This window comes from Egicoccus sp. AB-alg6-2 (genome assembly GCF_041821025.1).
GTDB lineage: Bacteria > Actinomycetota > Nitriliruptoria > Nitriliruptorales > Nitriliruptoraceae > Egicoccus.
Window position 1 is genome coordinate 297,237 of the sequence record NZ_JBGUAY010000005.1, and the last position, 22,828, is coordinate 320,064.

At 71.4% G+C, this 22,828-nt stretch carries 15 protein-coding genes; 4 read left to right on the forward strand and 11 right to left on the reverse strand.

All coding sequences use genetic code 11. From position 1 onward, the window contains the following. Positions 1 to 366: 366 nt before the first annotated feature. Positions 367 to 1,515, reverse strand: a complete 1,149-nt coding sequence (locus ACERMF_RS10830) for an NYN domain-containing protein (RefSeq protein WP_373669095.1) — start codon at positions 1,513 to 1,515, stop codon at positions 367 to 369. 146 nt (positions 1,516 to 1,661) lie between these two features. Here ACERMF_RS10830 and ACERMF_RS10835 point away from each other — a divergent pair, with 146 nt between their 5' ends. Together ACERMF_RS10835 and ACERMF_RS10840 are read left to right on the forward strand one after the other, a co-directional pair. After that, positions 1,662 to 2,429, forward strand: coding sequence for a hypothetical protein (locus ACERMF_RS10835; RefSeq protein WP_373669096.1), 768 nt, complete (start codon positions 1,662 to 1,664; stop codon positions 2,427 to 2,429). A 2-nt stretch (positions 2,430 to 2,431) separates the two neighbouring features. Beyond that, positions 2,432 to 2,815 (forward strand): response regulator transcription factor, encoded by a 384-nt coding sequence (locus ACERMF_RS10840; protein WP_373669097.1) that lies wholly within the window; start codon positions 2,432 to 2,434, stop codon positions 2,813 to 2,815. Positions 2,816 to 2,831: 16 nt separating this feature from the next. Here the strand turns inward: ACERMF_RS10840 and ACERMF_RS10845 are convergent, their stop codons facing one another. The 5 genes from ACERMF_RS10845 to ACERMF_RS10865 all read right to left on the reverse strand — a co-directional run bounded on the left by ACERMF_RS10845 (position 2,832) and on the right by ACERMF_RS10865 (position 11,092). Beyond that, positions 2,832 to 3,866: a phosphotransferase family protein gene (locus ACERMF_RS10845; protein ID WP_373669098.1), complete on the reverse strand. Its 1,035-nt coding sequence runs from the start codon at positions 3,864 to 3,866 to the stop codon at positions 2,832 to 2,834. Positions 3,867 to 3,936: 70 nt separating this feature from the next. Beyond that, positions 3,937 to 6,504, reverse strand: coding sequence for an RND family transporter (locus ACERMF_RS10850; RefSeq protein WP_373669099.1), 2,568 nt, complete (start codon positions 6,502 to 6,504; stop codon positions 3,937 to 3,939). 163 nt (positions 6,505 to 6,667) lie between these two features. Beyond that, the gene (locus ACERMF_RS10855; protein ID WP_373669100.1) at positions 6,668 to 7,687 is read right to left on the reverse strand and encodes a 2-oxoacid:ferredoxin oxidoreductase subunit beta; all 1,020 of its coding nucleotides are present in this window, start codon (positions 7,685 to 7,687) and stop codon (positions 6,668 to 6,670) included. Continuing rightward, on the reverse strand, positions 7,684 to 9,606 hold the full coding sequence (locus tag ACERMF_RS10860; RefSeq protein ID WP_373669101.1) for a 2-oxoacid:acceptor oxidoreductase subunit alpha: 1,923 nt from the start codon (positions 9,604 to 9,606) through the stop codon (positions 7,684 to 7,686). The genes ACERMF_RS10855 and ACERMF_RS10860 overlap by 4 nt, the downstream gene beginning before the upstream one ends. A 349-nt stretch (positions 9,607 to 9,955) precedes the next feature. Then, on the reverse strand, positions 9,956 to 11,092 hold the full coding sequence (locus ACERMF_RS10865) for a murein hydrolase activator EnvC (protein WP_373669102.1): 1,137 nt from the start codon (positions 11,090 to 11,092) through the stop codon (positions 9,956 to 9,958). Between the two features lie 574 nt (positions 11,093 to 11,666). Between ACERMF_RS10865 and ACERMF_RS10870 the strand changes: the two genes are divergently transcribed. Further along, on the forward strand, positions 11,667 to 11,867 hold the full coding sequence (locus tag ACERMF_RS10870; protein ID WP_373669103.1) for a hypothetical protein: 201 nt from the start codon (positions 11,667 to 11,669) through the stop codon (positions 11,865 to 11,867). A gap of 85 nt (positions 11,868 to 11,952) precedes the next feature. On the opposite strand, the gene ACERMF_RS10875 is transcribed toward ACERMF_RS10870, so the two are convergent. Beyond that, on the reverse strand, positions 11,953 to 16,644 hold the full coding sequence (locus tag ACERMF_RS10875) for a glutamate synthase-related protein (protein ID WP_373669104.1): 4,692 nt from the start codon (positions 16,642 to 16,644) through the stop codon (positions 11,953 to 11,955). 259 nt (positions 16,645 to 16,903) lie between these two features. Here ACERMF_RS10875 and ACERMF_RS10880 point away from each other — a divergent pair, with 259 nt between their 5' ends. Further along, positions 16,904 to 17,695, forward strand: coding sequence for an enoyl-CoA hydratase/isomerase family protein (locus ACERMF_RS10880; protein WP_373669105.1), 792 nt, complete (start codon positions 16,904 to 16,906; stop codon positions 17,693 to 17,695). A gap of 251 nt (positions 17,696 to 17,946) precedes the next feature. Here ACERMF_RS10880 and ACERMF_RS10885 read toward each other — a convergent pair whose 3' ends face one another. The 4 genes from ACERMF_RS10885 to ACERMF_RS10900 form a co-directional block, all read right to left on the reverse strand. Further along, on the reverse strand, positions 17,947 to 19,158 hold the full coding sequence (locus ACERMF_RS10885; protein WP_373669106.1) for an ABC transporter permease: 1,212 nt from the start codon (positions 19,156 to 19,158) through the stop codon (positions 17,947 to 17,949). Further along, positions 19,158 to 20,051: an ABC transporter ATP-binding protein gene (locus ACERMF_RS10890; RefSeq protein ID WP_373669107.1), complete on the reverse strand. Its 894-nt coding sequence runs from the start codon at positions 20,049 to 20,051 to the stop codon at positions 19,158 to 19,160. The genes ACERMF_RS10885 and ACERMF_RS10890 overlap by 1 nt, the downstream gene beginning before the upstream one ends. Positions 20,052 to 20,124: 73 nt before the next feature. Next, on the reverse strand, positions 20,125 to 21,717 hold the full coding sequence (locus tag ACERMF_RS10895) for an acyl-CoA dehydrogenase family protein (protein WP_373669258.1): 1,593 nt from the start codon (positions 21,715 to 21,717) through the stop codon (positions 20,125 to 20,127). A gap of 140 nt (positions 21,718 to 21,857) precedes the next feature. Next, positions 21,858 to 22,808 carry an ROK family protein gene (locus ACERMF_RS10900; RefSeq protein WP_373669108.1) on the reverse strand — a complete coding sequence of 317 codons (951 nt, stop codon included), beginning with the start codon at positions 22,806 to 22,808 and terminating at the stop codon, positions 21,858 to 21,860. Positions 22,809 to 22,828 lie beyond the last annotated feature (20 nt).

Here is a 22,828-nt window from a genome sequence, read left to right on the forward strand (position 1 = left end):
GGCTCGCATGCGTAGCGGCGGCGTCGTCGTCGGACGCCTCAGCAGCCCCGTCCGCGGTACCCATCCCCGCAACCCCTGCAGCGCTCGACCGAAGCGTGCCCGTCACCCGATGCACCGGGACGAGGCGCCTGCGCGGCAGGAGCGTCGCGCGAGCCTGACTATCCCCTCGCCGTCAGGTGGTGTCGACGGCAGTGCGCGTTCGCGCGTGGGGACGTCAGTCGCTACGCACGAACGCTGCCATGCGCGGCTGGCGCCGGCGTCGCATCGGTGGAACAGCGCGGACCCGACACCGGCTCGCCCCGTATGGGCATCGGGTAACGCCCGCGGCCGCGTGACCAGAAGCGTCCCTGCACGCGTCCGCGCAGGTCAGGACGCCTTCGCGTCGTCCTCGACGTAGAGGTAGTACTCCTGGTCGGGCTCTTCCCAGTCCATCTCCACGACGTCCTTGGTGACCGCCGCCTTGCAGAACTGCAGGAACCCGGAGTAGCCGAGGTCCTTCTCGGAGAAGTCGGGCTGCCGCTTGCGCAGCTGGTCCTTGAGACCCGACAGGGGCGGATCGCCACCGAGTTCGACCATCAACTCCTTGACGGTCTCACGCAACAGCTGGAACGCCGCATCCTCGTCGCGGGGCGCCGACGGGAAATCGACCTCGGGGTCGCCCTTGGCGGTGCCCTCGGTCAGCACGATGACCTTCTGCTCCTCGAGGTGACGCAACAGTTCGCGGAAGCCGCGGAAGCCGTAGTCCTGCTCGTTGAAGGTGGGGTCCTTGCGCAGCAGCGCGCGCTTGAGATTGGACGCCTGCACCGCCCCCGCGGAGGAGGACTGGATGCCCGAGAGGGTCCGGGTCAGCACCCGCTCGAGCTTGCGGAGATCCTGCTTCTGGCTGGACGAGGCCGCCGGCTTGTCGGCGTCGCCGGCGTCCGCCGGTGTCAGGTCCTTCGCCTCCGTGGCGGCAGCCCTGGGCGCGGTGGCCTTCTTGGCCGCACCCTTCTTCTTGGAGCGGCCCGCTGGCGTGCCGCCGGGCGTACGGCGCGGCGCCCCCTCGAGTCGGTCGTAGAAGAGGAACTCGTCGCAGGCCGGCGGCAGCATCGCCGACGTCGAGCCCTTCAGACCCACGCCGATGACCCGCTTGTCCAGCTCGCGCAGCTTGCCGACGAGCGGGGTGAAGTCCGAGTCGCCCGAGACGATGACGAACGTGGACACGAAGTCGCGCGTGAAGGCCAGCTCCATCGCGTCGACCGCCATCTGGATGTCGGCGGCGTTCTTGCGGACCCCGTCGGAGCGTTGCGGGATCTCGATGAGCTCGACGTTGCTGTCGACCATCCCCCGCCGGTCCTCGGTGAACAGGTTCCAGTCGGCATACGCCTTGCGTACCAGCAGCTTGCCGCGTTCGGCCAGCGCCTCCATCAGGGGCGCGGGGTCGAAGCGGTAGCCGATGTCTCGCGCGCCGATCGCCACGTTCTCGTGGTCGATGAACAGCGCGAGTCGCTCTTCGGTGGGTTCGATGGTTGCCATGCCGCCACCCTAGCTGCCCGCGGGGGGCTCGCCGTTCCCCCGATGGGCGGGAACGACTCCTCGGGCCCCGCGATGGTGCCGGGCTCCCTACACTGCGCCCGCGCGACCGCGTGGCAGGGCTCGAGGGGCGACGACAGGGGCGCTGCATGCGCACGGGGCGACATCAAGGGCAGGCAGGCCGACACCGGGCCATCGTCGTCCTGCTGCTCGTTCACGTGCCCGTGCTGTGGGTGCTGGGCGCCCGGGCGGGCTGGACGCTCACCCATGCCGTGTCGGAAGTGGTCCTGCCGCTGCTCGGGTTCGCCGCGCTCGCGTGGTTCGCGCGACACCCACGACTGGCGGCCGGCGCCGGTGCGCTGGGGTTGATGTACGTCTCCGCGGTGGTCGTCCACGTCGCGGGAGGTGTGACCGAAGCGCACTTCTACTTCTTCGTCGCCTTCGGCCTGGTGGCGCTCTATCGCGACTGGCTGGTCTTCTTCGCGGCGGCGGCGTTCGCGGTCGGACACCATGTGCTGCTGGCGTTTGACGGGGGGCTGCTGTTCGCGCAGCCCTACCAGCTCGAGCGGCCGCTCTTCTGGGCGGCGGTCCACGTCTCGTTCGTCACGGTGGTGACGGCCGTGCAGGGCGTCGGCATGTACGACGTCGCGCGATCGGTCACCGCCCGGACGGCAGCCGAGACCGCCGTGCAGCGCTCCGAGGAGCGGCGGCGCACGGCGCTCGAACTCCATGACAACGTCGTGCAGGCGCTGGCCACCGCCAACTACGCACGGTCGCTCGGCGAGGACGAGATGAGCGGGGCCGCCGTGTCCCGGGCCCTCGCCGCATCCCAGGAGCTTGTCGCCGAACTTCTCGCCGACAGCGCGGTGGACGAGCACATGCTGCTGCGGCGTGAGCCGGCTCCCTCCGAGGTGTGAGCGTGCCCTGCGGCGTGGTGATCGTCGACGACGCGGCCGACCTGCGGCTGCTGCTCGTCTTCGCGCTCGGTCGCGATCCGCGGCTCACGGTGCTGGCCGACGTCGAAGACGGCGCGCAGGCGATCGAAGCCGTCCGCGAACACGAGCCCGACGTCGTGTTGATGGACGTCGCCATGCCGGTCATGGACGGCATCACCGCGACCCGGCTGTTGACCCGGGACCACCCGGACCTGCCGGTGGTCGTCTTCACCGGCTACGGCGACGGACGCGTCGAAGCGGAAGCGCGCGAAGCCGGTGCTGCGGCGTTCCTCGACAAGACGGTGCCGCTGACGACGGTCGCCGACACGCTCGTCGAGATCGCACGAGCCCGACCCGTCGGCGGCTGACCGCCGACGCTTACGGTCATCGACCGGCGCGGCCGGCGGCATCGGCCGCCCGCTCCCCGAGCGCCACCACCATGTCACCGAAGGCCTCGAAACTGCCGTCGGTCTCCCCGTACGCACCCGACGCGAATCGGCCGTAGACCCCCTCGAGGATGCAGGCCAACTTCCAGTAGCCGAAGGCGAGGTAGTAGTCGAGCTGCGCGACGTCACGGCCCGAGGCCTCGGCGTAGCGGGCGGCCACCTCCTCGCGGGTCCAGAACCCCTCGACGGTCGTCGGCGAGTCGAGCAGCGGCAGGACGTCGTCACCCGGTTCGGCCCAGTACACCAGCAGGAGCCCGAGGTCGGCGAGCGGGTCGCCCAGCGTGGTGAGCTCCCAGTCGAGCACGGCCCGGACCCGCCCGGTCGCGGGGTCGAGGACGAGGTTGTCCAGTCGGTAGTCGCCGTGGACGATGGTGGCCTGGCCCTGGGCCGGGATGTCGGCGACGAGCCGCGCATGGACGTCGTCGAGCACCGGGAGTCGGCGGGTCGCGCCCTGCTGCAACTGGCCGTGCCACCGCTTGAGCTGGCGGGCGAGGTAGTCCTCACGACGGGCGAGGTCCCCCAGGCCGACCGCATCGACGTCCACCTCGTGGAGCCGGACCAACACGTCGACCAGGTCGGCGCTGACGGCGCTCCGCGTCGCCACGTCGAGGTGTGTGCGCGCAGCCGCCGCGTCGCGCACGACCTCGCCCTCGGCGAACTGCATCACGTAGAACGGTGCACCCGTGACCTCGTCGTCGGCCTCGTAGCCGATCGTCACGGGCACCGGGACGTTCGTCGGCTCCAGGGCGGTGATGATGCGGTGTTCGCGTCCCATGTCGTGGGCCGACGGCAGCACCCCGTGCAGCGGAGGTCGCCGCAGGACCAGCCGGCGGCCACGGGCGTCGCTGACCGTGTAGGTCAGATTGGACCGGCCGCCCTGCACGACCTCGAACCGCAGCGGCGGCTCCACGGGCGTCCGCTCGGCGAGCCAAGCCGTGACCGCCTCCACCTCGATGCCGTCGACCTGGCCCACGCACGCCTCCCACGTTCCGATCGGGACGGCAGCCTCGCAGGTGCGTCGCGGCCCGGCCAACCCGACCAGATCAGGGGATACCGGCAGCCTGGCGTGGTGCCTCTGCGGCCGGCTCCGTCCGGCGGCGCTCCCGGACCTTCGTGTAGACGCTCAGCATGGCCGGCAGGACGACCACGCTGGCCACCAGGGCGAGTCCGATGGTCATCGCGAGCACGGCGCCGAACTGGCGGAAGGGTCGGATGTCGGAGAGCACCAGCGAGCCGAAGCCGGCGATGGTGGTCAGCGCCGAGCCGACCAGTGCCCCGCCGGTGTGCTGCAGGGTGGACCGCATCGCGTCGGCGAGGTTGTCGTAGCGGTCACGGTCCTCGAGGAACCGGTTCACGACGTGGATCCCGAACGGCACGCCGATCCCGATCGCGAGCGCCGACACCATGGCCGTCATCACGTTGAACGGGATGCCGAAGGCGGCCATCAGCCCGAACACCCAGGCGACGACGACCCCGACCGAAGCGATGGCGAGCACCCCGAGCACGGGTTCGCGCGACCGGAACCAGAACGCGATCGACAGGATCACGGCGGACGCCAGCAGGGTGAGCACCAGGCCGGTCACCTGCGAGGCGCGCAGCTCGTCCATCACGATGTCGATCAGGATCGGGTCGGAGGCAGCCACGGCGTCGAGGCCGAGATCGCGCAGCGGCACGACGCTCTCGTCGAGTTGTCGACGCATCTCGTCGACCCGGTTGCCCGCCGCCGAGGACAGCTCGATCAGCAGCGCGTCGTCAGAGACGAGGTTGGCCGCCGAGGGATCGAGCCCGGTCAACGCGTCGACCAGTGGCCGTAGCGTCACCTCGGCCGCCGGACCTTCGGGCGTGCCGACCCCGGCGTCCCGGGCGGCAGCGAGGAACGCCTCGACCGCCGCGGGGTCCGGCGGCGGCATGGCACCGGCGCCACCATCGGTCGGAACGGCTTCCTCGGCGGCCTGCTCGTCCGGGGCGGCCGCCGCCTCGTCGGGCGTCGGCGTGGACTGGATCCGCTCCAGGACCAGCTCCGAACGACGCAGGACGGAGTCGGCGGAGGCCCGCCCATCGGTGGCGCGGACGCCGACCACGCCCCCGGCCGCCTCCTCGACCTCGTGGATCGCGGCCAGCACGCCGGGTTGATCGATGTCGCCCTGGACCAGGATCCGGGTCGTCTCGGTGAGGTCGCCGCCGAAGGCCTCGTCGACGAGGTCGAGCAAGGCCAGCGCCTCGGAGTCCTCGGGGAAGAACTCGGTCTGGCTGAACTCCGTGGACAGGCCGGTGGCGCCGACGCCACCGATGACGGTCAGCACGGCCGCTGCGGTCAGCACGATGCCGGGTCGGTGCGTCGCCGTCGGCGCGAGTGCGGCCGAGATGCGTCCGAGGAGCGACGGCGGCTGTTCACCGTGGGCGTGGACCACCTGGTGGTCACGCCCACGACGGACCCGCCACCGGTCGGTCAGCAACCGGACGGCGGGGACGAACGTGACCATGATCAGGAACGCGGACGCGACCCCGACCGCCGCGAACACGCCGAAGTCGCGCAGCGGCGGCAGCGGGTTGGTGACGTTGGTCATGAAGCCGACCACGGTCGTGATCGTCGCCAGCGCCAGGGCGGCACCGACGGCGCCGATCGCGCCCGTCGCGGCGGTCGAGGGATCGGCGCCGACCGAACGCTCCTCGCGGTAGCGCATGGTGAGGTGGATGCCGTAGTCGACGCCGAGGCCCACCAGCAGGATCGGGATCGCGGTGGTCATCTCGTTCATGCCGCCGGTCCAGCCCAGCAGTTCGGGACCGAGCACGGTCGAGATGCCCTGCATCCAGACGATCGTGAACACCAGGCCGAGCAGGGAGGCGATGACGTCCATGGGGCGCCGGTAGATCGCGATCAGGATCACGACGATGAGACCGAAGGCGAGCGCGAGCAGGCGCGAGAGGTCCGCCTGGATCTCGGCGCCGATGTCGTCGCCGAGCAACTGGGAGTCGAGGGTGGACACCTGCACACCCGGCAGCTCACGGGTGGCCTCCGCGAGGGCGGTGACCGCCTGGGAGCGCTCCGCCATGTCGAGCTCGCCGTCGAGCAGCACCACCACGGCGCCGACCTCGGCGTCGGTCGAACCGCCCGCGAGCAGCCGCGTGACCTGCTCGGCCTGCTGGGCGGACAGCTGGGAGGCCGCCCCCTCGTGCAGTCCGGCCAGCGCCTCGTGCTCCAGTGTCGCCGGGTCGAGCTGTTGCGCGGCCGCCGCGCCCAGGACCAGGTCGGCGAAGCTCACGACCGCCCCGTCGGGGATCGGGGCCAACGCCTCGGACACCGTCGGGTCCCCGAGCAGGCGTTCCCGAAGGGTTCCGACGGCCTCGATGCCCTCGGCGCTGAGCACCGGACCGTCGTCGGACTCGACCACCAGCTGGATCGGGTCGAAGGCCGAGCCGAACTCCTCGGCAATCGTCTCGAGCGCCGCGGTGACCTCGTTCTCGGGCGCGAAGTTCTCGAAGCCCTGGTCCTGCACGCTGTAGCCGGCCGTCACCGCGCCGAACACGGCGGTGAGCACGACGACGCACACGATCAGCAGTGCGGGGGCCCGGCGGACGGCCGCGGCCAAGGTGTCGAGCAGACGGGTCACGGGAGCAGCCTTACGGGGACGAGGCGCCAGGGCGGGGCGAGGGGCCCGGGAGGAACCCGGCGGCGGTGATCGCCGGCGGATGCCGACCAGTATGCACCCTCGTCCACCGAATGCGGGACGCGCCCGCTGCGCGCCGGGGGCGCGTACGGGCGCCGCGCGGGCGCTACCCCACCACGTCCCAGACGTTGCCGCCCTCGAGCAGTGCCCGCAGGTCACCGTCGCCGCTGCGCTCGCGCGCCTCGCGCAGCTGGTCCCGCAGCAGGTCGTCGTAGACCGGCGCCTCGACGTCGCGGAACACGCCGATCGGCGTCGGGCCGGTCGGGTTGTGCGCCAGACGGGCCAGCGCGAACGCGGTCGTCGGCTCCTGCTTGTGCGGGTCGTGGATCACGATGCGGTCGCCGGCCTCCGCGGTCGGCTTGATCTTCATCGAGCCGTCGCCGCGCGCGACGACCGCGTGCTCGCCCTCGGGACCGAAGGTGATCGGCTCGCCGGCCCGCAGCCGGATCTGGTTGTGGACCTTGCTGTCCTTGTCCTTCAGCGCGGCGAAGGCCCCGTCGTTGAACACATTGCAGTTCTGGTAGATCTCGACGAACGACGCACCGCGGTGCGCATGCGCCGCCGCGAGCACCTCGGTCAGGTGCTGCCGGTCGGTGTCGATGCTGCGGGCCACGAAGGTCGCCTCGGCGCCGAGCGCCAGCGCCACGGGGTTCACCGGCCGGTCGATCGAGCCCATGGGCGTCGACTTCTTGACGATGCCGAGCGGCGAGGTGGGCGAGTACTGGCCCTTGGTGAGGCCATAGATCTCGTTGTTGAACAGCAGGATCGTGATGTTGACGTTGCGGCGCAGCGCGTGGATGAGGTGGTTGCCACCGATCGAGAGCGCGTCGCCGTCGCCCGTGACGACCCACACGTCGAGGTCGGGGCGACTGATCGCCAGGCCCGTCGCGATCGTGGGGGCGCGCCCGTGGATCGAGTGCATCCCGTAGGTGTCCATGTAGTACGGGAACCGCGAGGAGCAGCCGATGCCGGAGATGAACACCGTCGACTCGGGCCGGGCGCCGACTTCAGGCAGCAGACCCTGCACCGCGGCGAGGATCGCGTAGTCACCACAGCCCGGGCACCAGCGGACCTCGCGGTCGGAGGTGAAGTCCTTGCGGGTCAGACCGTTGTTCGTACCCGTCATCGTTCGACCTTTCCATTGCTGCCCTGCGGGGCCGTGGCCGCGACACCGACCCCGAACCCGAGGGAGGCGATGGCATCGACCAGTTCCGACGTGGAGAAGGGCTGGCCGCTGACGCGGTTGTAGGTCTGCACGTCGACGAGCGTCCGGGCCCGCAGCAGCATGGCGAGCTGACCGGTGTTGTTCTCGGCGCACACCACCCGCGGGTAACGCCGCAGGATGTCGTCGACGTCGTGGGGCAACGGTGCGATGTGACGCAGGTGCGCCCGTGCGACGGACCGCCCCTGGCGCCGCAGTTCGTGGCAGGCCGCCTGCAGCGGTCCGGCGGTCGATCCCCAGCCGACGACCAGCACCTCGGCGTCGCCGTCGGGGTCCTCGACCGCGGTCGGTGCCAGCGCGTCGGCGACCTTCTGCACCTTCGCGGCGCGCAGTTCGGTCATGCGCTGGTGGTTGGCCGCCTCGTAGTTGATGTGGCCGGTGACGTCCTCCTTCTCGAGGCCGCCGATGCGGTGCTGCAGCCCCGGGGTGCCCGGCACGGCCCAAGGACGGGCGAGCGTGACCGGGTCGCGCAGGTAGGGCAGGAACTCGCCGTCCTCGCCGTTGGGCTCGGTCGTGAACTCGACCCGCAGGTCGGGCAGGTCGTCGACCTCGGGCAGCCGCCACGGCTCGGCCGAGTTGGCCAGGTAGCCGTCGGAGAGCAGCACCACCGGGGTGCGGTGGGTGAGCGCGATCCGACACGCCTCGATGGTCGCGTCGAAGCAGTCGGCCGGCGAACTCGCGGCCACGACGGGCAGCGGCGCCTCGCCGTTGCGGCCGTAGAGCACCTGCAGCAGGTCGGACTGCTCGTACTTGGTGGGCAGGCCGGTCGAGGGCCCGCCACGCTGGACGTTGATGATCACCATCGGCAGCTCGGCGGTGAGGGCGAGCCCCATCGCCTCGGCCTTGAGCGCGATCCCCGGTCCGCTGGACGCGGTGACCGCGAGGGCGCCACCGAACGCTGCACCGATCACCGACCCGATCGCGGCGATCTCGTCCTCGGCCTGGAAGGTCGAGACCCCGAAGTGCTTCTGCCGGGACAGCTCGTGCAGGATGTCGGACGCGGGCGTGATCGGATAGGAGCCGTAGAACAGCGGCAGCCCGGCCCGGACGCTCGCGGCGACCAGGCCGTAGGCGACCGCCTGGTTGCCGGTGATGTTGCGGTAACGACCCGGCCGCAGCTTCGCGGCCTTGACCTCGTAGGTGTAGGTGAACGCCTCGGTGGTCTCGCCGTAGTTTCGCCCGGCCCGCAGCGCCGAGATGTTGGCTCGCGCGAGTTCGGGCGTCTTGGCGAACTTCGTCTCGAGCCAGGCCTCGGTGTCACCAAGGGGACGATGGAACATCCACGACACCAGTCCGAGCGCGAACATGTTCTTGCAGCGCTCGGCTTCCTTCTTGTTGAGCTCACCGGCCTCGATCTGGTCCTCGATGGCACGCAACGTCAGGTCCGTCAGACGCACCTCGTGGACCTGGTAGTCGGTCAGCGAGCCGTCCTCGAGTGGGTTGGTCGCATAGCCGGCCTTGGCCAGGTTCCGCTTCTCGAAGGCGTCGGCGTTGAGGATCAGCGTCCCACCCGGCTTGAGCGCCTCGAGGTGCTTGAGCAGCGCGGCCGGGTTCATCGCCACCAGGACGTCCGGACGGTCCCCCGGCGTGTGGATGTCCTGGTCGGAGAAGTGGAGCTGGAACGAGCTCACGCCGGCGACGGTCCCCGCGGGGGCGCGGATCTCGGCGGGGAAGTCCGGCAGCGTCGCCAGATCGTTGCCCGCCAGGGCCGATTGCGTCGTGAACCGGTCGCCGGTCAGCTGCATCCCGTCGCCCGAGTCGCCCGCGAACCGGACGACGGCGTTGGAGAGCTGGACCCGCTGACGCGTGGCGCTCTGACTCATGTGGAATTGTCCTCCCGGCTCGGCCTGGGCTCCCGGGGCGGCTCGAGCGTTCGGACAGCCTGCCATCCCCGGCGCAATCCTGCCGGGAGGACGTGCGCTGCGCTCAGAGGCATTGGTCCCGTGTCGGGTCGGGCGCCACGCCGGACGCTCGGTGTCGCTGGCCGGTGACCTCGTCCTCGTCGAGAGCAAGTCCGCCGGCGGCAACGGCCACGTCGACCACGTCCTGCGCCGCGAGCTCGGCGTACGACCGGTACGGATCAGCAAGCAGGCCGTGGCGGTCGCCGCCACACGCGACGACGTGCCTGGCCACCCTGGAAGCAGGTGTTGCGGCACGTCGCGAGGGGCGAAGCTAGCCGCACACCCGCTTGAGCGTCGGGTAGGGGTTGATCGCCGAACCGCCGCCGGGGTGCAGCTCGAAGTGGATGTGCGGGGTGCCGCGGGCGTTGCCCGTGTCCCCGTTGGTCGCGACCTGCTGGCCGGCCGAGACACGGGCGCCGTTGCCGACGGTGTGGCTCTGCAGGTGCATGTACCAGTACTGGTTGCCGTCGTCGCCGCGCAGGATCGCCCACAGGCCGGCGCTGGGCCCCGTCTTCTGGATCGACCAGGTGCCGCTGGTGATCGCGCGGACGGGGATGCCGTAGGGACCGAGGATGTCGGTTCCGCGGTGCGCACGGCCGCCCGAACGCGGCGCCCCCCAGGTGTCGGTGAAACGGCGGGGATGGTCGAGCGGGCAGGCCATGCCACCCGACGAGACGGCCGCACCGCCACCGGACGTGCCGGACGCGGGTGCCGAACTGCCGGACCTGGGCCGGGCGGCGGCCTCGCGCTCGCGTGCCGCGGCCGCCTCGCGCTCCCGCCTGGCGGCGGCCTCGCGTTCCTCCCGTTCCCGTCGCTCGCGTTCGAGGCGGGCCCGCTCGGCGCGCTCCTGCTCGGTGAGGTCGGCCTCGAGCTCCTTGGCGGCCTCGAGGTCCTCGATCAGTGCGGCGGTGACCTCGGCCTGGCGTTCCTGCGCCGCCTCGAGTTCGGCCGTGCGCGTGGCGAGTCGGTCACGGACGGCGTCGAGGCGTGCCTGCATCGCCCCCAGCACCTCGGTGCGTGAGCGGTCCCCCGCCACCAGGCGATGCACGGTCTGTGCCCGGGACAGGGCCGCCGTCGGTTCGGCGCTGGAGAGGAAGATCGCCAGCGGATCGAGGTTGGACCCGTGCATGAAGGTCTCGCGCACGCGCAGTGCGATCAGGTCACCGACCGCGGTGAGTTCGGCCTCGAGCTCGGCAGCTTCTGCCGCCAGTTGGTCGCGCTCGACCTCCAACTGGGCCTTGCGGACCTCGAGCTCGTCGAGTTCGACCGCGGCCGCCGTGAGCCGTTCCTCGACCGCCGCCCGCTTCTCGGCCGCCTCGCTGCGCTGTTGACGCAGTTCCTCGAGCGACTGGGCGCCCGCCTGGGTGGCGACGAGTGGCACGATCAGCAGGGCCACCACGGCCGCCATGGCATGGCGGCGAGCGAGCAGCCTGGACCTCAGAAGTGGCCGGCGACGCACAAAGACCCTTGTCGCACGACGACAGGTGGGCACGACGGTGCGCGAGGATAGTCGTGTCCGACGCCGGGCGGGCCATCGGATTGGTGGCGTCGGCGCACCGGGAACCGCCGGGCGGCCGCCCGAGCGCGGGTGACGCACGGAACCGGACGTCTTCGGCGAGGTGCTTGTCGCCACCCGCATCGCGGTTTAGTGTGGCTTCCACGTCCTTCGCGCCCAAGCGCGAGCGACCTGCGAGCCCAGCACACGACGACGCCGGAGGAGGTGCCCCGATGATGCAGCACGTAGCCACGTCGACGCTCGGCGGCAGCGCCGCCTGCCGTCCCGTCGTGCTCGCTCGCCTCGGAGTTCGTTAGCCACTCCGAATTCTCCTGAGCCAGAGCCGGCGGACTCCCGCCGGCTCTTTTCGTCGTCGCGACCGAAAGCCGGGCCCTGCCCGGTGACGGCACGGCGCCTCGAGCGGCTGCGCCGGCGGCTCGTCGTCTCGTCCGAGGCGACGGTTCGTTCCTTCCACGAGGTGAACCCCATGTTCCATCCCGACCTGATCCACCACGAAGCCAGCCTGCGCGTGCGCGAGGACCTCGACGCCGCCGCCACCCGCAGACGGCATCCTCGACGACCTCGGCCCCCATCTCGGGTGCGCGCCGCCGTGGCGTCACAGCTGGTGCGCCTGGCTGCGCGCGTGGCCGACGAACCCGTCACCACGGTGGCGCGTCGCGCCGCCTGATCACGTCCCGGCACCGTCGTCGCGCAAACACCGCGCCATCACGAAGGCCGGCCCGCTTCCCCGGGGCCGGCCTTCGTGCGGTGGTTCAGTCGACGCTGACGCCGCCCGCGCCGACCGACGCGACGCGTTCGAGTTCGGACTTCGGGGCGATGCGCCACAGCTTGCCGGCCACCTCGTCCCAGTCGTCCAGGACGCGGTGCGCCCGGCTCGAACCGGTCAGGGTCGCGTGCCGCTCGACGAGTTCGCGCACCTGCACGAGCTGCCCGCCGTTCGGGCGGTGCGCCTCGACCAGTTGCCGGTTGACGTGCGCCAGCAGGTCCCCGGTGGTGTCGACCACGTAGCACTCGCCCCCGCTCATGCCGGCTCCGACGTTCTGACCCGTCGGACCGAGGATCACGATCGTGCCGCCGGTCATGTACTCGCAGGCGTGGTCACCGGTGCCCTCGACGACCGCCGTCGCACCCGAGTTGCGGACCGCGAAGCGCTCGCCGGCGCGACCCGCGACGAACAACTCCCCCGCCGTGGCGCCGTACAGGACGGTGTTGCCGACCAGGACCGGATCGCCGGCGTCGTCCTGCGGGGGGCGGATCACGATGCGTCCACCGCCGAGGCCCTTGCCCACGTAGTCGTTCGCCTCGCCATCGAGGACGAGTTCGAGGCCGCGGCTGGCGAACGCGCCGAACGACTGCCCGGCCGCACCGGTGAACCGCAACCGCGCCAGCCCGTTGGGGGCGCCCTCCCCGAACTCCAGCCCGACCGCGCCGCCGATGCGCGCGCCGACGGTCCGGTCGGCGTTGGCGATCCGGTAGGTGTATTCGACGATGCCGCCGAGGAAGACGGTTTCGAGCGAGTCCTCGAAGACGCGGTCGCCGAGCTGGCTCCGCGGCTCCTGGATGGGCTCGCGTTCCACGAAACGGCGCTCACCACGGCCGGCGTCCTGCAGCAGTGCGGACACGTCGAGTGTGGCCGCCCGCCCCTCGAGGTCCTGCCGCGCCTCGAGCAGGTCGACCCGTCCGATCGCCTCGTCCAACGAGCGCAGTCCCATGCCGGCCAGGAGGTGGCGGACCTCCTCGGCGACCATCAGCAGGTAGCCGGCCACCATCTCGGGCGTACCCGCGAACTTGTCGCGCAACTCACGGCGCTGGGTCGCGATGCCGACCGGGCAGGTGTCGCGGTGACAGGCCCGGGCCATGATGCACCCCTCGGCGAACAGCGCGGCGGTGCCGAAGGCGTACTCGTCGGCGCCGAGCAGGGCGGCCAGGAGCACGTCGTGGCCGGTCTTGAAGCCGCCGTCGACACGCAGCTTGACGCGGCCCCGCAGCCCGTTGACACGAAGCGCCTGCTGAACCTCGGTCAGGCCGAGCTCCCACGGCATGCCGGCGTGCTGGATGGACGAGAGCGGCGACGCGCCCGTGCCCCCGTCGTTGCCCGAGATGTGGATCGAGTCGGCCAGGGCCTTCGCGACGCCCGCGGCGACGGTGCCGATGCCGGCGGCCGCCACGAGCTTGACGTCGACCTGCGCCAACGGGTTGACCTGTTTGAGGTCGAAGATCAGCTGGGCGAGATCCTCGATGGAGTAGATGTCGTGGTGCGGCGGCGGACTGATCAGCGTGACCCCGGGGGTCGTGTGGCGGAGCCGCGCGATCTCGTCGGTCACCTTGTGCCCGGGGATCTGCCCGCCTTCGCCAGGCTTGGAGCCCTGCGCCATCTTGATCTGCAGCAGCTCGGCGTTGGCGAGGTAGGCGGGCGTCACACCGAACCGTCCCGAGGCCACCTGCTTGATGCGGCAGTCGAGGTCACGGGCACTTCCGCGGGTGCGGAAGCGGGCCGGATCCTCACCACCCTCGCCGGAGTTGGCCTTACCGCCGATCATGTTCAGGGCCGCCGCCAGCGTCTCGTGCGCTTCGGCGGACAGGGCCCCGTGGGACATCGCCCCGGTCGAGAACCGTCGCGCGATGCTCCGCGCGGACTCCACCTCGTCGACCGCGATGGACGGGCCGGACCCGAGGGGACGCAGGAAGTCACGCGGATAGGCGACGGGGCGGTCGCGGACCGTCTCGGAGAAGCGCTGGTACAGGTCCCACCGCCCCTGTTCAGCCGCACTGCGCAGCAACGCGGCCGTCTGCCCGTCGACCAGGTCGCGGCTACCGTCCAGCGCCTCGGCCCCGGCACCAGCGCCCGCGAGCGTGAAGGGGTCGGTGCGTGGCTTGCGGCCGAGACCGAGCACGTCGTGCAGGGCGTCGATGACCGGCTTGTTCATGTCGTGGTACTCGCCGCCCTTGCGCCACTTGATGATGCCGGGACTGCTGAGGTCGGGCAGGTCGTCGACCGGGGCGCCGTACGCCTCGGCGTGCTGCGCGAGCACGTCCTCGGCGAGGTCGTCGAGGGTCAGGCCGCCCAACTTGGAGACCGTGCCGGTGAAACAGCGCTCGATCACCTCCGGACCGAGCCCGAGCGCCTCGAAGGTCTGGGCACTGCGGTAGCTGTCGAGCACCGAGATGCCCATCTTCGACATGATCTTGAGGACGCCGTCCTCGACGGCGTTGCGGTACCGCTCCTGCGCCACGTTCGCCGTCGGGTTGTCCCCGCCGATGCGCCCCTCGTCGGCCAGGTCGGCGATCGTCTGCAGCACCAGGCGGGGCACGATCGCGTCGGCGCCGTAGCCGAGCAGCGTGGCCGCGTCATGGGTCTCGCGGGCCTCGTCGGTCTCCGCGACGATCGAGGTCCGGGTGCGCAGCCCGACGTCGAGCAGGTGCTGGTGCACGGCGCCGACGGCGAGCAGGATCGGGATGCGGCAGCGGTCGTCGTCGGTGCCACCGTCGGAGACGACCACGATGCCCGCGCCGGCCCGCACGTGCGCCTCCGCCTCTTCGCCGAGACGGTCGAGCGCGGGGCGCAGGCCCCCAGTGCCTTGCGCGACGGGGAAGGTGGCGTCGACCGCCTGCACGCCGAACGGGATGTCGGGGTCGAGCACGATCCGTTGCAGTCCCTCGGGAAACAGGAAGAACGAGCCGAGTTCGAGCAACCGGGCCGCCTCGGGACGCTCGGTGAGGATCGGCTGTCGCGGTCCCAGGTAGGTGCGCAGGCTCATGACCTGCGACTCGCGGTAATGGTCGATGGGCGGGTTGGTGACCTGGGCGAACCGCTGCTTGAGGTAGTGGGAGACGGGCCGGCGCACGTGCGAGAGCGGCTCGATGGGGGTGTCGTCACCCATCGACGAGATGGTCTCCTTGCCCTGCGTCGCCATGGGCCGCAGGATGGAGATCACCTCCTCCTTGGTGAACCCGTACGCGAGCTGGCGTCGCCGCAGGTCGGCCGGTGCCGTCTCGACCGGCAGGCCCGCACGCACCTGACGGACGTGCTCGTGCAGCCAGACGCCGTAGGGCGCCCGACGCCCGAGCTGGAGCTTGACCTCGCGGTCCTCCTGCAGCCCGCCCTCGTCGGGGTCGACGCACAGCATCTGTCCGGGTCCGAGACGCTCGCGCCTGATCGCCCCCGCATCGCCGGTGGGTACGGCGCCGACCTCGGACGAGGCGACCACGACGCCGTCCTCGCACACGTGGTAGCGCAGGGGACGCAGGCCGTTGCGGTCGAGCGTCGCACCCACGCGCCGCCCGTCGGTGAAGATCAGCCCGGCCGGCCCGTCCCACGGCTCGACCAGGGTGGCGTGATACCGGTAGAAGTCGCGGATCTCGGGGTCGAGGTCACGGGCACCCTCCCAGACCTGCGGGACGAGCATGGCCTGCGCGTGCCGGACGTCGCGGCCGCCGTGGACCAGCAGCTCCAGCGCCTGGTCGAGCTTGGCCGAGTCGGACTGCTCGTCGTCCACGACCGGCACCAGCAGCTGAGGGTCGACCCAGTCGCTGCCGTCCACGGACAACGATCCCGCGACGAGCTGACCTTCCCGGGCACGCATCAGGTTGCCGTTGCCGGCGATCGTGTTGATCTCGCCGTTGTGACACAGCATCCGGAACGGCTGCGCCCGCTCCCAGCTCGGGGTGGTGTTGGTTGAGAACCGCGAGTGGAACACCGCCAGCGCCGAGGTGTAGCGCTCGTCACCGAGGTCGGGATAGAAGACGTCGAGTTGGTCGGCGTTTGCCATCGCCTTGTAGACGACCGTCACGAACGAGCACGAGGCGGCGTAGAAGCGTGCTCCGGCTGCTTCGCACGTCTTGCGGGCGCGTCGACGCAACCGATAGGCCAGGCGTTCGAGCTCCCGGTCGTCGCGGGCGCCACCCGGATCGGGACGCACGAACAGCGCCTGTTCCAGTGCCGGCTGGACGGCGGCCGCCAGCTCGCCGATGACCTCGGGGCGGTTGGGGACCGGCCGCCAGCCGACGAACCGCACGCCCTCGGTCGCGCAGGCCGCCTCGAACGCCGCTCGGGCCGTGGACCGGTCCGCCCGTGCCGCTTCGTCGTCCCCCGGACGCAGGAACAGAAATGCCAGTCCCAAGTCGTCGGCGGCGACGTCGTCGCTGCCCAGTTCGGCGGCCCACGTCGCGGCCAGCTGACGCGGAATCTGGGTCAGCACACCGGCACCGTCACCGGATCGACCGTCCGCGGCGACGGCACCACGATGCTCGACGCCCGTGAGTCCCTGCAACGCCATCGCGACGATGGAGCGGCGTGGCTGGCCGTCCACGTGCGCAACGAACCCGATGCCGCAGGCATCTCGCTCGGCGGTCGGGTCGAAGGCGACGGCCCTGGCGGCGCGCCGCCGGGCGACGTCGGCATCGACGGCGTTCGACAGCGCGGGGCGCGACGAGGTCTCGGACACGTGGCGGTACTCCTGCTCGACCGGCGCCGAAGGCACCGTTGGGACGTCGGGCCGACGCCGAGCAGGGCCACCGAGGTGGTCCGGGAAGTGGCGGACGCAACAGAAAACGGCGCCCCGCTGGAGGTCGGGAGCGCCGTTGCTCGGTCCGAAGCGTATCGGCGGCCCGGCCCCGCTGTCCATCAGGCGGGTCCTGAAACGGCGATCGCGCGCTGGCTGTCTAGCCTGCGCAGCAACGCGAGCACGACGAAGGGCACCGGCTGTGAGTGTGCGCACGCAACGTCGCGACGACGGCGTCGCGATCCTGACCCTGGACGAACCCGACCGTCGCAACGCCATGACCCAGGACATGGGCGACGCGCTGCGCGACGCCGCGGCAGCATTGCACGACGACGACGGACTCCGGGTGGTGGTATTGACCGGGGCCCCGCCCGCCTTCTCCGCCGGCGGCGACCTGGCGATGCTTGAGGACCTCGCCCGGCGGACCCGGGACGAGGGCCTGGACGCGACCGGGTTCATGCGTGACTTCTACGCCCGCTTCCTCAGCCTGCGCGACCTCCCGGTGCCCGTGATCGCGGCGATCAACGGGCACGCGATCGGTGCGGGCCTGTGCGTCGCCCTGGCCTGCGACCTGCGCATCGTCGCCGAGGACGCGAAGGTCGGGCTCAACTTCGCCCGGCTGGGACTGCACCCGGGCATGGGCGGATCGTGGCTGCTCGCGCGCGCGATCGGTCATCAGCGTGCCGCCGACTGGCTCTACACCGGCCGGCTGGTGACCGGACGCGAGGCGGCGGACGCCGGTCTGGCCATCGACGCGGTTGCGGCGGACGAGGTGCTGCCCCGCGCCATCGCGCTGGCCGAGGAGATCGCGGCCGCCGCGCCGGTCACCGTGCGCCAACTGAAGGAGACGCTGGCGACGACGGCCGACGCCGACCTCGACACCGCGCTGGCGCGCGAGGCGGCCTGCCAGGCCGTCAGCTACGGCACCGACGACCTGCTCGAGGGTCTCGCCGCCGGCCGCGACCGACGCACGCCCGTGTTCACCGGCCGGTGAGATCGTCAGCGGAGGGAGAGATCGGGTGGTGATCCGACTAGTCACCACGGCGCGTCCGCGCATGTAGGTCACCCGACCATGTGACGCCAGATCGAGGATGTGATCCCACATCGGGGCCAACCTCGGTCTGGCGTCACAACCGCGATCTCACGTCACATCGCCAGCCGTCATCCGTGCGGAGAAACCCCTGCGCGTCAGCGGCTCGACTATGCCCGGATCGCTACGCCGGCGACTGGTGGACACCTCGCGCGTCAGTCCTTGGCGCCCCGCCAGGCGGTGCGATACCCGACCTTGCCGCCGCTGCGCAGGATGGAGCCCTCGTAGAGGCGCGCCGCCAACAGGGTGAGCACGACCGCCGTGAGCACCACGATCGCGCTGGACAGCGCGGCCTGCCACAGCGGCAGGTCCACCAGCGCCAACCGGACGGGGACCACGAACGGGGCGGAGAACGGCACGAAGGTCGCCACCACGGCCAGCCGGCTCTCTGGCGCGTGCAACGTCGGGAACGCGAGCATGAAGGCGACGATGAGGATGGCCCACAGCGGCATGACGACGGCCTGCAGGTCCTCGAGGCGCGACGCCATGGCCGCGAGTCCGCCGGTCACGCCGGCGTAGAGCGCGAAGCCGAGGACGAAGAACACGATCACCGACGCGATGGCGGCGCCGATGCCGGGCGGGAGCAACTCCGGTTCGCGCACCAGCAGGAAGAGCAGTCCCGGAGCGATGATGACGAGCACCTGCACCGTCCCCACGATGCCGAGCCCGATCAGCTTGCCACCGAGGAGTTGGCGGGCGGGTACGGCCGGCAGCATCAGCTCGACGACGCGGGAGCCCTTCTCCTCGATGACCCCGGTGGCCACGATCTGCGCGAAGAAGATCAACGCCAGGTAGAGGAAGAACGAACCGGCGTAGGCGACGGCGAAGCGCGACTCGGCGGTCTCCGCGTCGACACCGGCACCCGTCTCGACCGTCTCGACGGGGACGGGCGGGGCAGTCAGCGCCGTCCGGACCTCCTCGGCGGCGACGCCGGCGGCGTCCAACTCGGCGGCAACGCCCAGGCCCTCGGCCAGCCCGAACGGAATCGGGGACGCAAACGGCCCGGAGGGGGGTGGCGCGAGCAGCCGCCTGCCGCCGTCGACCACGGCGAAGTCGGCACCCTCCGCCACGGCGGCGCGGGCCGCCGCCTCGTCGGCGACCTCGACGAAGCGGGGCTCGGCGCCGGCACTGGCCGCGATCGCGGCACGCGCGGCGTCCGAGAGCTCGCCGGCGACCACGATCTCGACGGGTTCGGTCGTGGCCGTCTCGTCGTCGTCCCCGGCGAAGATCTGGTCGCCCATGGCGAACACGACCGCGCCGGCCAGGGTCACCACCGCCAGCAGCAGCGTCGTACCGACGAACGCCTTGGATCGCAGGCGCTGGCGGATCTCGCGTCCGGCCACCAGCAGCATCTGTCGGGTCCGCATCAGACCGGCTCCCCGACCGCGCCCCGGAACAACTCGGACAGACGCGGCTGCTCGAGGCTCATCGCGGTCACCGTGCCGCTGCGACGGGCGTGCTGCAGTACCCCGACGGGATCGACGTCGGGGCCGAGCACCAGGGTGACCTCGCCGTCGTCGTGCCCCACGATCTCGGCCTGCGCAGGGATCGATGCGAGCCAGTCGTCGCCACCGTCGACGACCACCCGCAGGCGGGTCGGCCCCCGACGCTTGAGCTCCCGGACCTCGCCGTGGAGCACGGTGCGCCCACGATTGACGATCGCGACGGTCGTGCACAGGCCCTCGACGAGGTCGAGCTGGTGCGACGAGAACACCACGGCCGCGCCGTGTGCCGCCTGTTCGCGGAGCAGCTGCGACATCGTGTCGACGGCCAACGGGTCGAGCCCGCTGAATGGCTCGTCCAGAACCAGCAGATCCGGCTCATGGACCAGCGCGGCCGCGAACTGCACCCGCTGCTGATTGCCGAGACTCAGGGTCTCGGTGGCGTCACCCGCGCGATCGCCGAGACCGAGGCGAACGAGCAGCTCGTCCACACGGATCGCGGCTTCGGCCTTCGACCGACCGTGCAGCCGGGCGAAGTACACCAACTGCTCCCCGATGGGCATCTTGGCGTACAGGCCCCGTTCCTCGGGGAGATAGCCGGTGGCCGCCCGCATCTGGTCGGTGATGGGGGCGCCCTGCCAGCGAACCTCGCCGCCGTCGAGCCTGGTGACCCCGAGGACGGCACGCATCGCGGTCGTCTTGCCGGCCCCGTTCGGGCCGAGGAAGCCGCACAGCTGCCCCGGCTGCACCGCGAAGGACAGGCCGTCGAGGGCGACGACGGGGCCGAACGCACGCCGAAGTCCGTCGAGTTCGAGCACGGGTCCCCGCCCCTGGTGTCCGCCGGATGTTGGGCGCGCCGGACCCTACACCGGTGTCCGCGGCTGCCGCGCCTCAGGCACGCAAGGCGTCGGTGAGCAGCGTCCTGGCGATCACCCGGAGTGCCAGCACCTCGTCGGCGCCCTCGAAGATCGACAGGACGCGTGCGTCGACGAACAGCCGCGAGACGGTGTACTCCTCGGCATAGCCGTAGCCGCCGTGGATCTGTTGTGCCTCGCGCGTGACCCATTCTGCCATCCGGCACGACAGCTGCTTGAGCTGGCTCGCGCCCAGCGCGGCGTCGGCGTCACCGCGGGCGAGTCGCCGGGCCACGTCGGTCGCGAACACCCGGCACGCGGCGATGACCGCGGCCATGCGCGCGATCTTCGTGCGGTTGAGGCCGTAGTCCGCCAGCGGCGTGTCGAAGACGTGGCGCTCCTTCGCGTACCCGGTGGCGAATTCGAGCGCCGACTGCATCACCCCGAGTGCCCGGGCCGCGGTCTGCAGCCGGGCATTGGCGAACGCCTGCATCTGCAGGTAGAAGCCGCGCCCCAGACCGTCGTCCTCGCCGATCAGGTTGCGGTGCGGGACCCGCCAGCGGTCGAAGCTGATCTCGAACGAGTGCATCCCGCGGTACCCGATCGTGGGGATCGCGCGCGCGTCCATGGAGCCGCCGTCTTCCTGCTCGGCCCGCCACTCGTGTCCCTCGAACGAGGGCTTCTCCACCACGAACAGGCTCAGGCCCCGGTGCCCGAGCGAACGGTCCGGATCGGTCCGCGCCAGCACCAGCAGGTACTCGGCCCGTCCTCCGAAGGTGCACCAGGTCTTGACGCCGCTGATGATCCAGTCGTCGCCGTCGCGCGTGGCGGTGACCTTGACACCGGCGACGTCGGAGCCGTGGTCCGGCTCGGTCACGGCGACCCCGCACATCTTCTCGCCCGAGGCGATGGCCGGCAGCCACGTCTGCTTCTGCTGATCGGTGCCGCCCTTGAGGATGGCGGTGCCGATGATCTCGGGCCGGGTGATCAGCGACCCCGCGACCCCCAACGAACCCCGTGAGAGCTCCTCGGTGACCAGCACCATGTTGAGCAACTCGTCCTCGCCGCCCGCGGAGAACCCGCCGTACTCCTCGGGGATCGACAGGGCGAAGCAGCCGAGTTCCGCCAGGCCCGCGATGACGGATTCGGGGATGTCCCGATCGTGGCGGTGCACCTCCTCCGCGACAGGAACGACCTTGTCCTCGGCGAAGCGCCGGAAGGTCTGGCGCACCATCTCCAGTTCCTCGCCGAGGTGGCGCGGGCCGGCCTCGCCGTTGACCAGGACCGTCTCGGCGATGCTCGACGCCAACTGCGGGTCGCGGCCGGCGGCAAGGGCATCCGCCACCCCGGTCAACGGGTCGGCGTCGAGTCCCCACAGGGCAGTGCGTCCGGCGACGCGCGACTGCAGGTCCACCGCAACGTCTGCGGCATAGGCCAGCGCCAGCGCCGCCTCGTGGTCACCGCGCTCGCCGTAACCGAGCAGATGCCGTGCCGCGGCAACGGCGGACGCCAGCGAGGCCAGGTCATAGGCGACCGTCTGGTGCTCGTCGAGACGGGTGGTGCTGATGCGGCCGTCCTCCGCCGTCGTTCGGGCGAGCGCACCAACGGCGGCGTCGATGGCCGCCTGCATGGCCTCCACGAGTGAACGGGCGTGCTGCAGATCGGACACGGACGGCTCCTCGGGGATGACGGCCACGACGAGCGGAGCCTGCCACCGCGGCGACCTCCACTCCAACCCCGGCGAGGTGCCGAACGGTCGCGCGCCCCGGATCAGCCCTCGGTGGCCAGCAGAGCGGCCCCGATGGCGCCGCCCTCGTCACCGAGCTCGGCGGAAACGACCCGTACCCGCGGCGGCTGCAGGAACAGGTGCGGCCGCATCGCGGCGTCGACCCGCATGCGGAACCATTCCCCGAAGCGGTCCGCCAGGCCACCGCCGAGTACCACGACGTCCACGTCGAGCAGGTTGACGGCGCTGGCGATCCCGGCTCCCAGCGCGTCGATGGCCTCGTCGAGGAGGTCGGCGACGAGCGGATCCCCGCGGTCGTACGCCTCCTGGAAGATGCCCGACGTCGCCCGGGGCTTGCCCTTCTCGCGCATCACGTCGAACAGGATCGTCTGGCCGCCGCTCGCCAGTGTCCGCTCGGCGGCCAACTCCATCGCGCGGCGCCCGGCGTAGGCCTCGACGCAGCCGCGACGCCCGCACGGACAGACCGCACCACCCTGGCGGACGACGATGTGGCCGAACTCGCCGGCACCGCCGGCGCCACCCTCGAACGGCTTGCCGCCCAGGATGATCCCGCCACCGACACCGGTCCCCACGTGCACGCCGAGCAGATCGTCGGTGCCGCGTCCGGCTCCGAGCCGGTGCTCGGCGACGGCGGCGGCGGTGACGTCGTTGGCGACCCGGACGTCGCGGCCGACCTTCTGCTTGAGCAGGTCGGCCAACGAGAACCGTTCGAGGAACCCGGGCACGTTCGAGGCACCACCGACGGTGCCGGCCATGACGATGCCGGGCGAGCCGACGCCCACCCCGGTCACGTCGTCCATCCGACGCCCGGCGTCGTCGAGCGCGTCGCGGACCGCGGCGTCGATGACGTCGATGACCTCGGAGCGTTCTCCGGACGGCGGCGTCCGCAACTTGGCACGTCCGACCGCCGCATCGCCCTCGAGCACGACCGCATAGATGTTCGCGCCACCGAGATCGATCCCGATCGTGACCACTCGTCCTCCATTGCACCAGG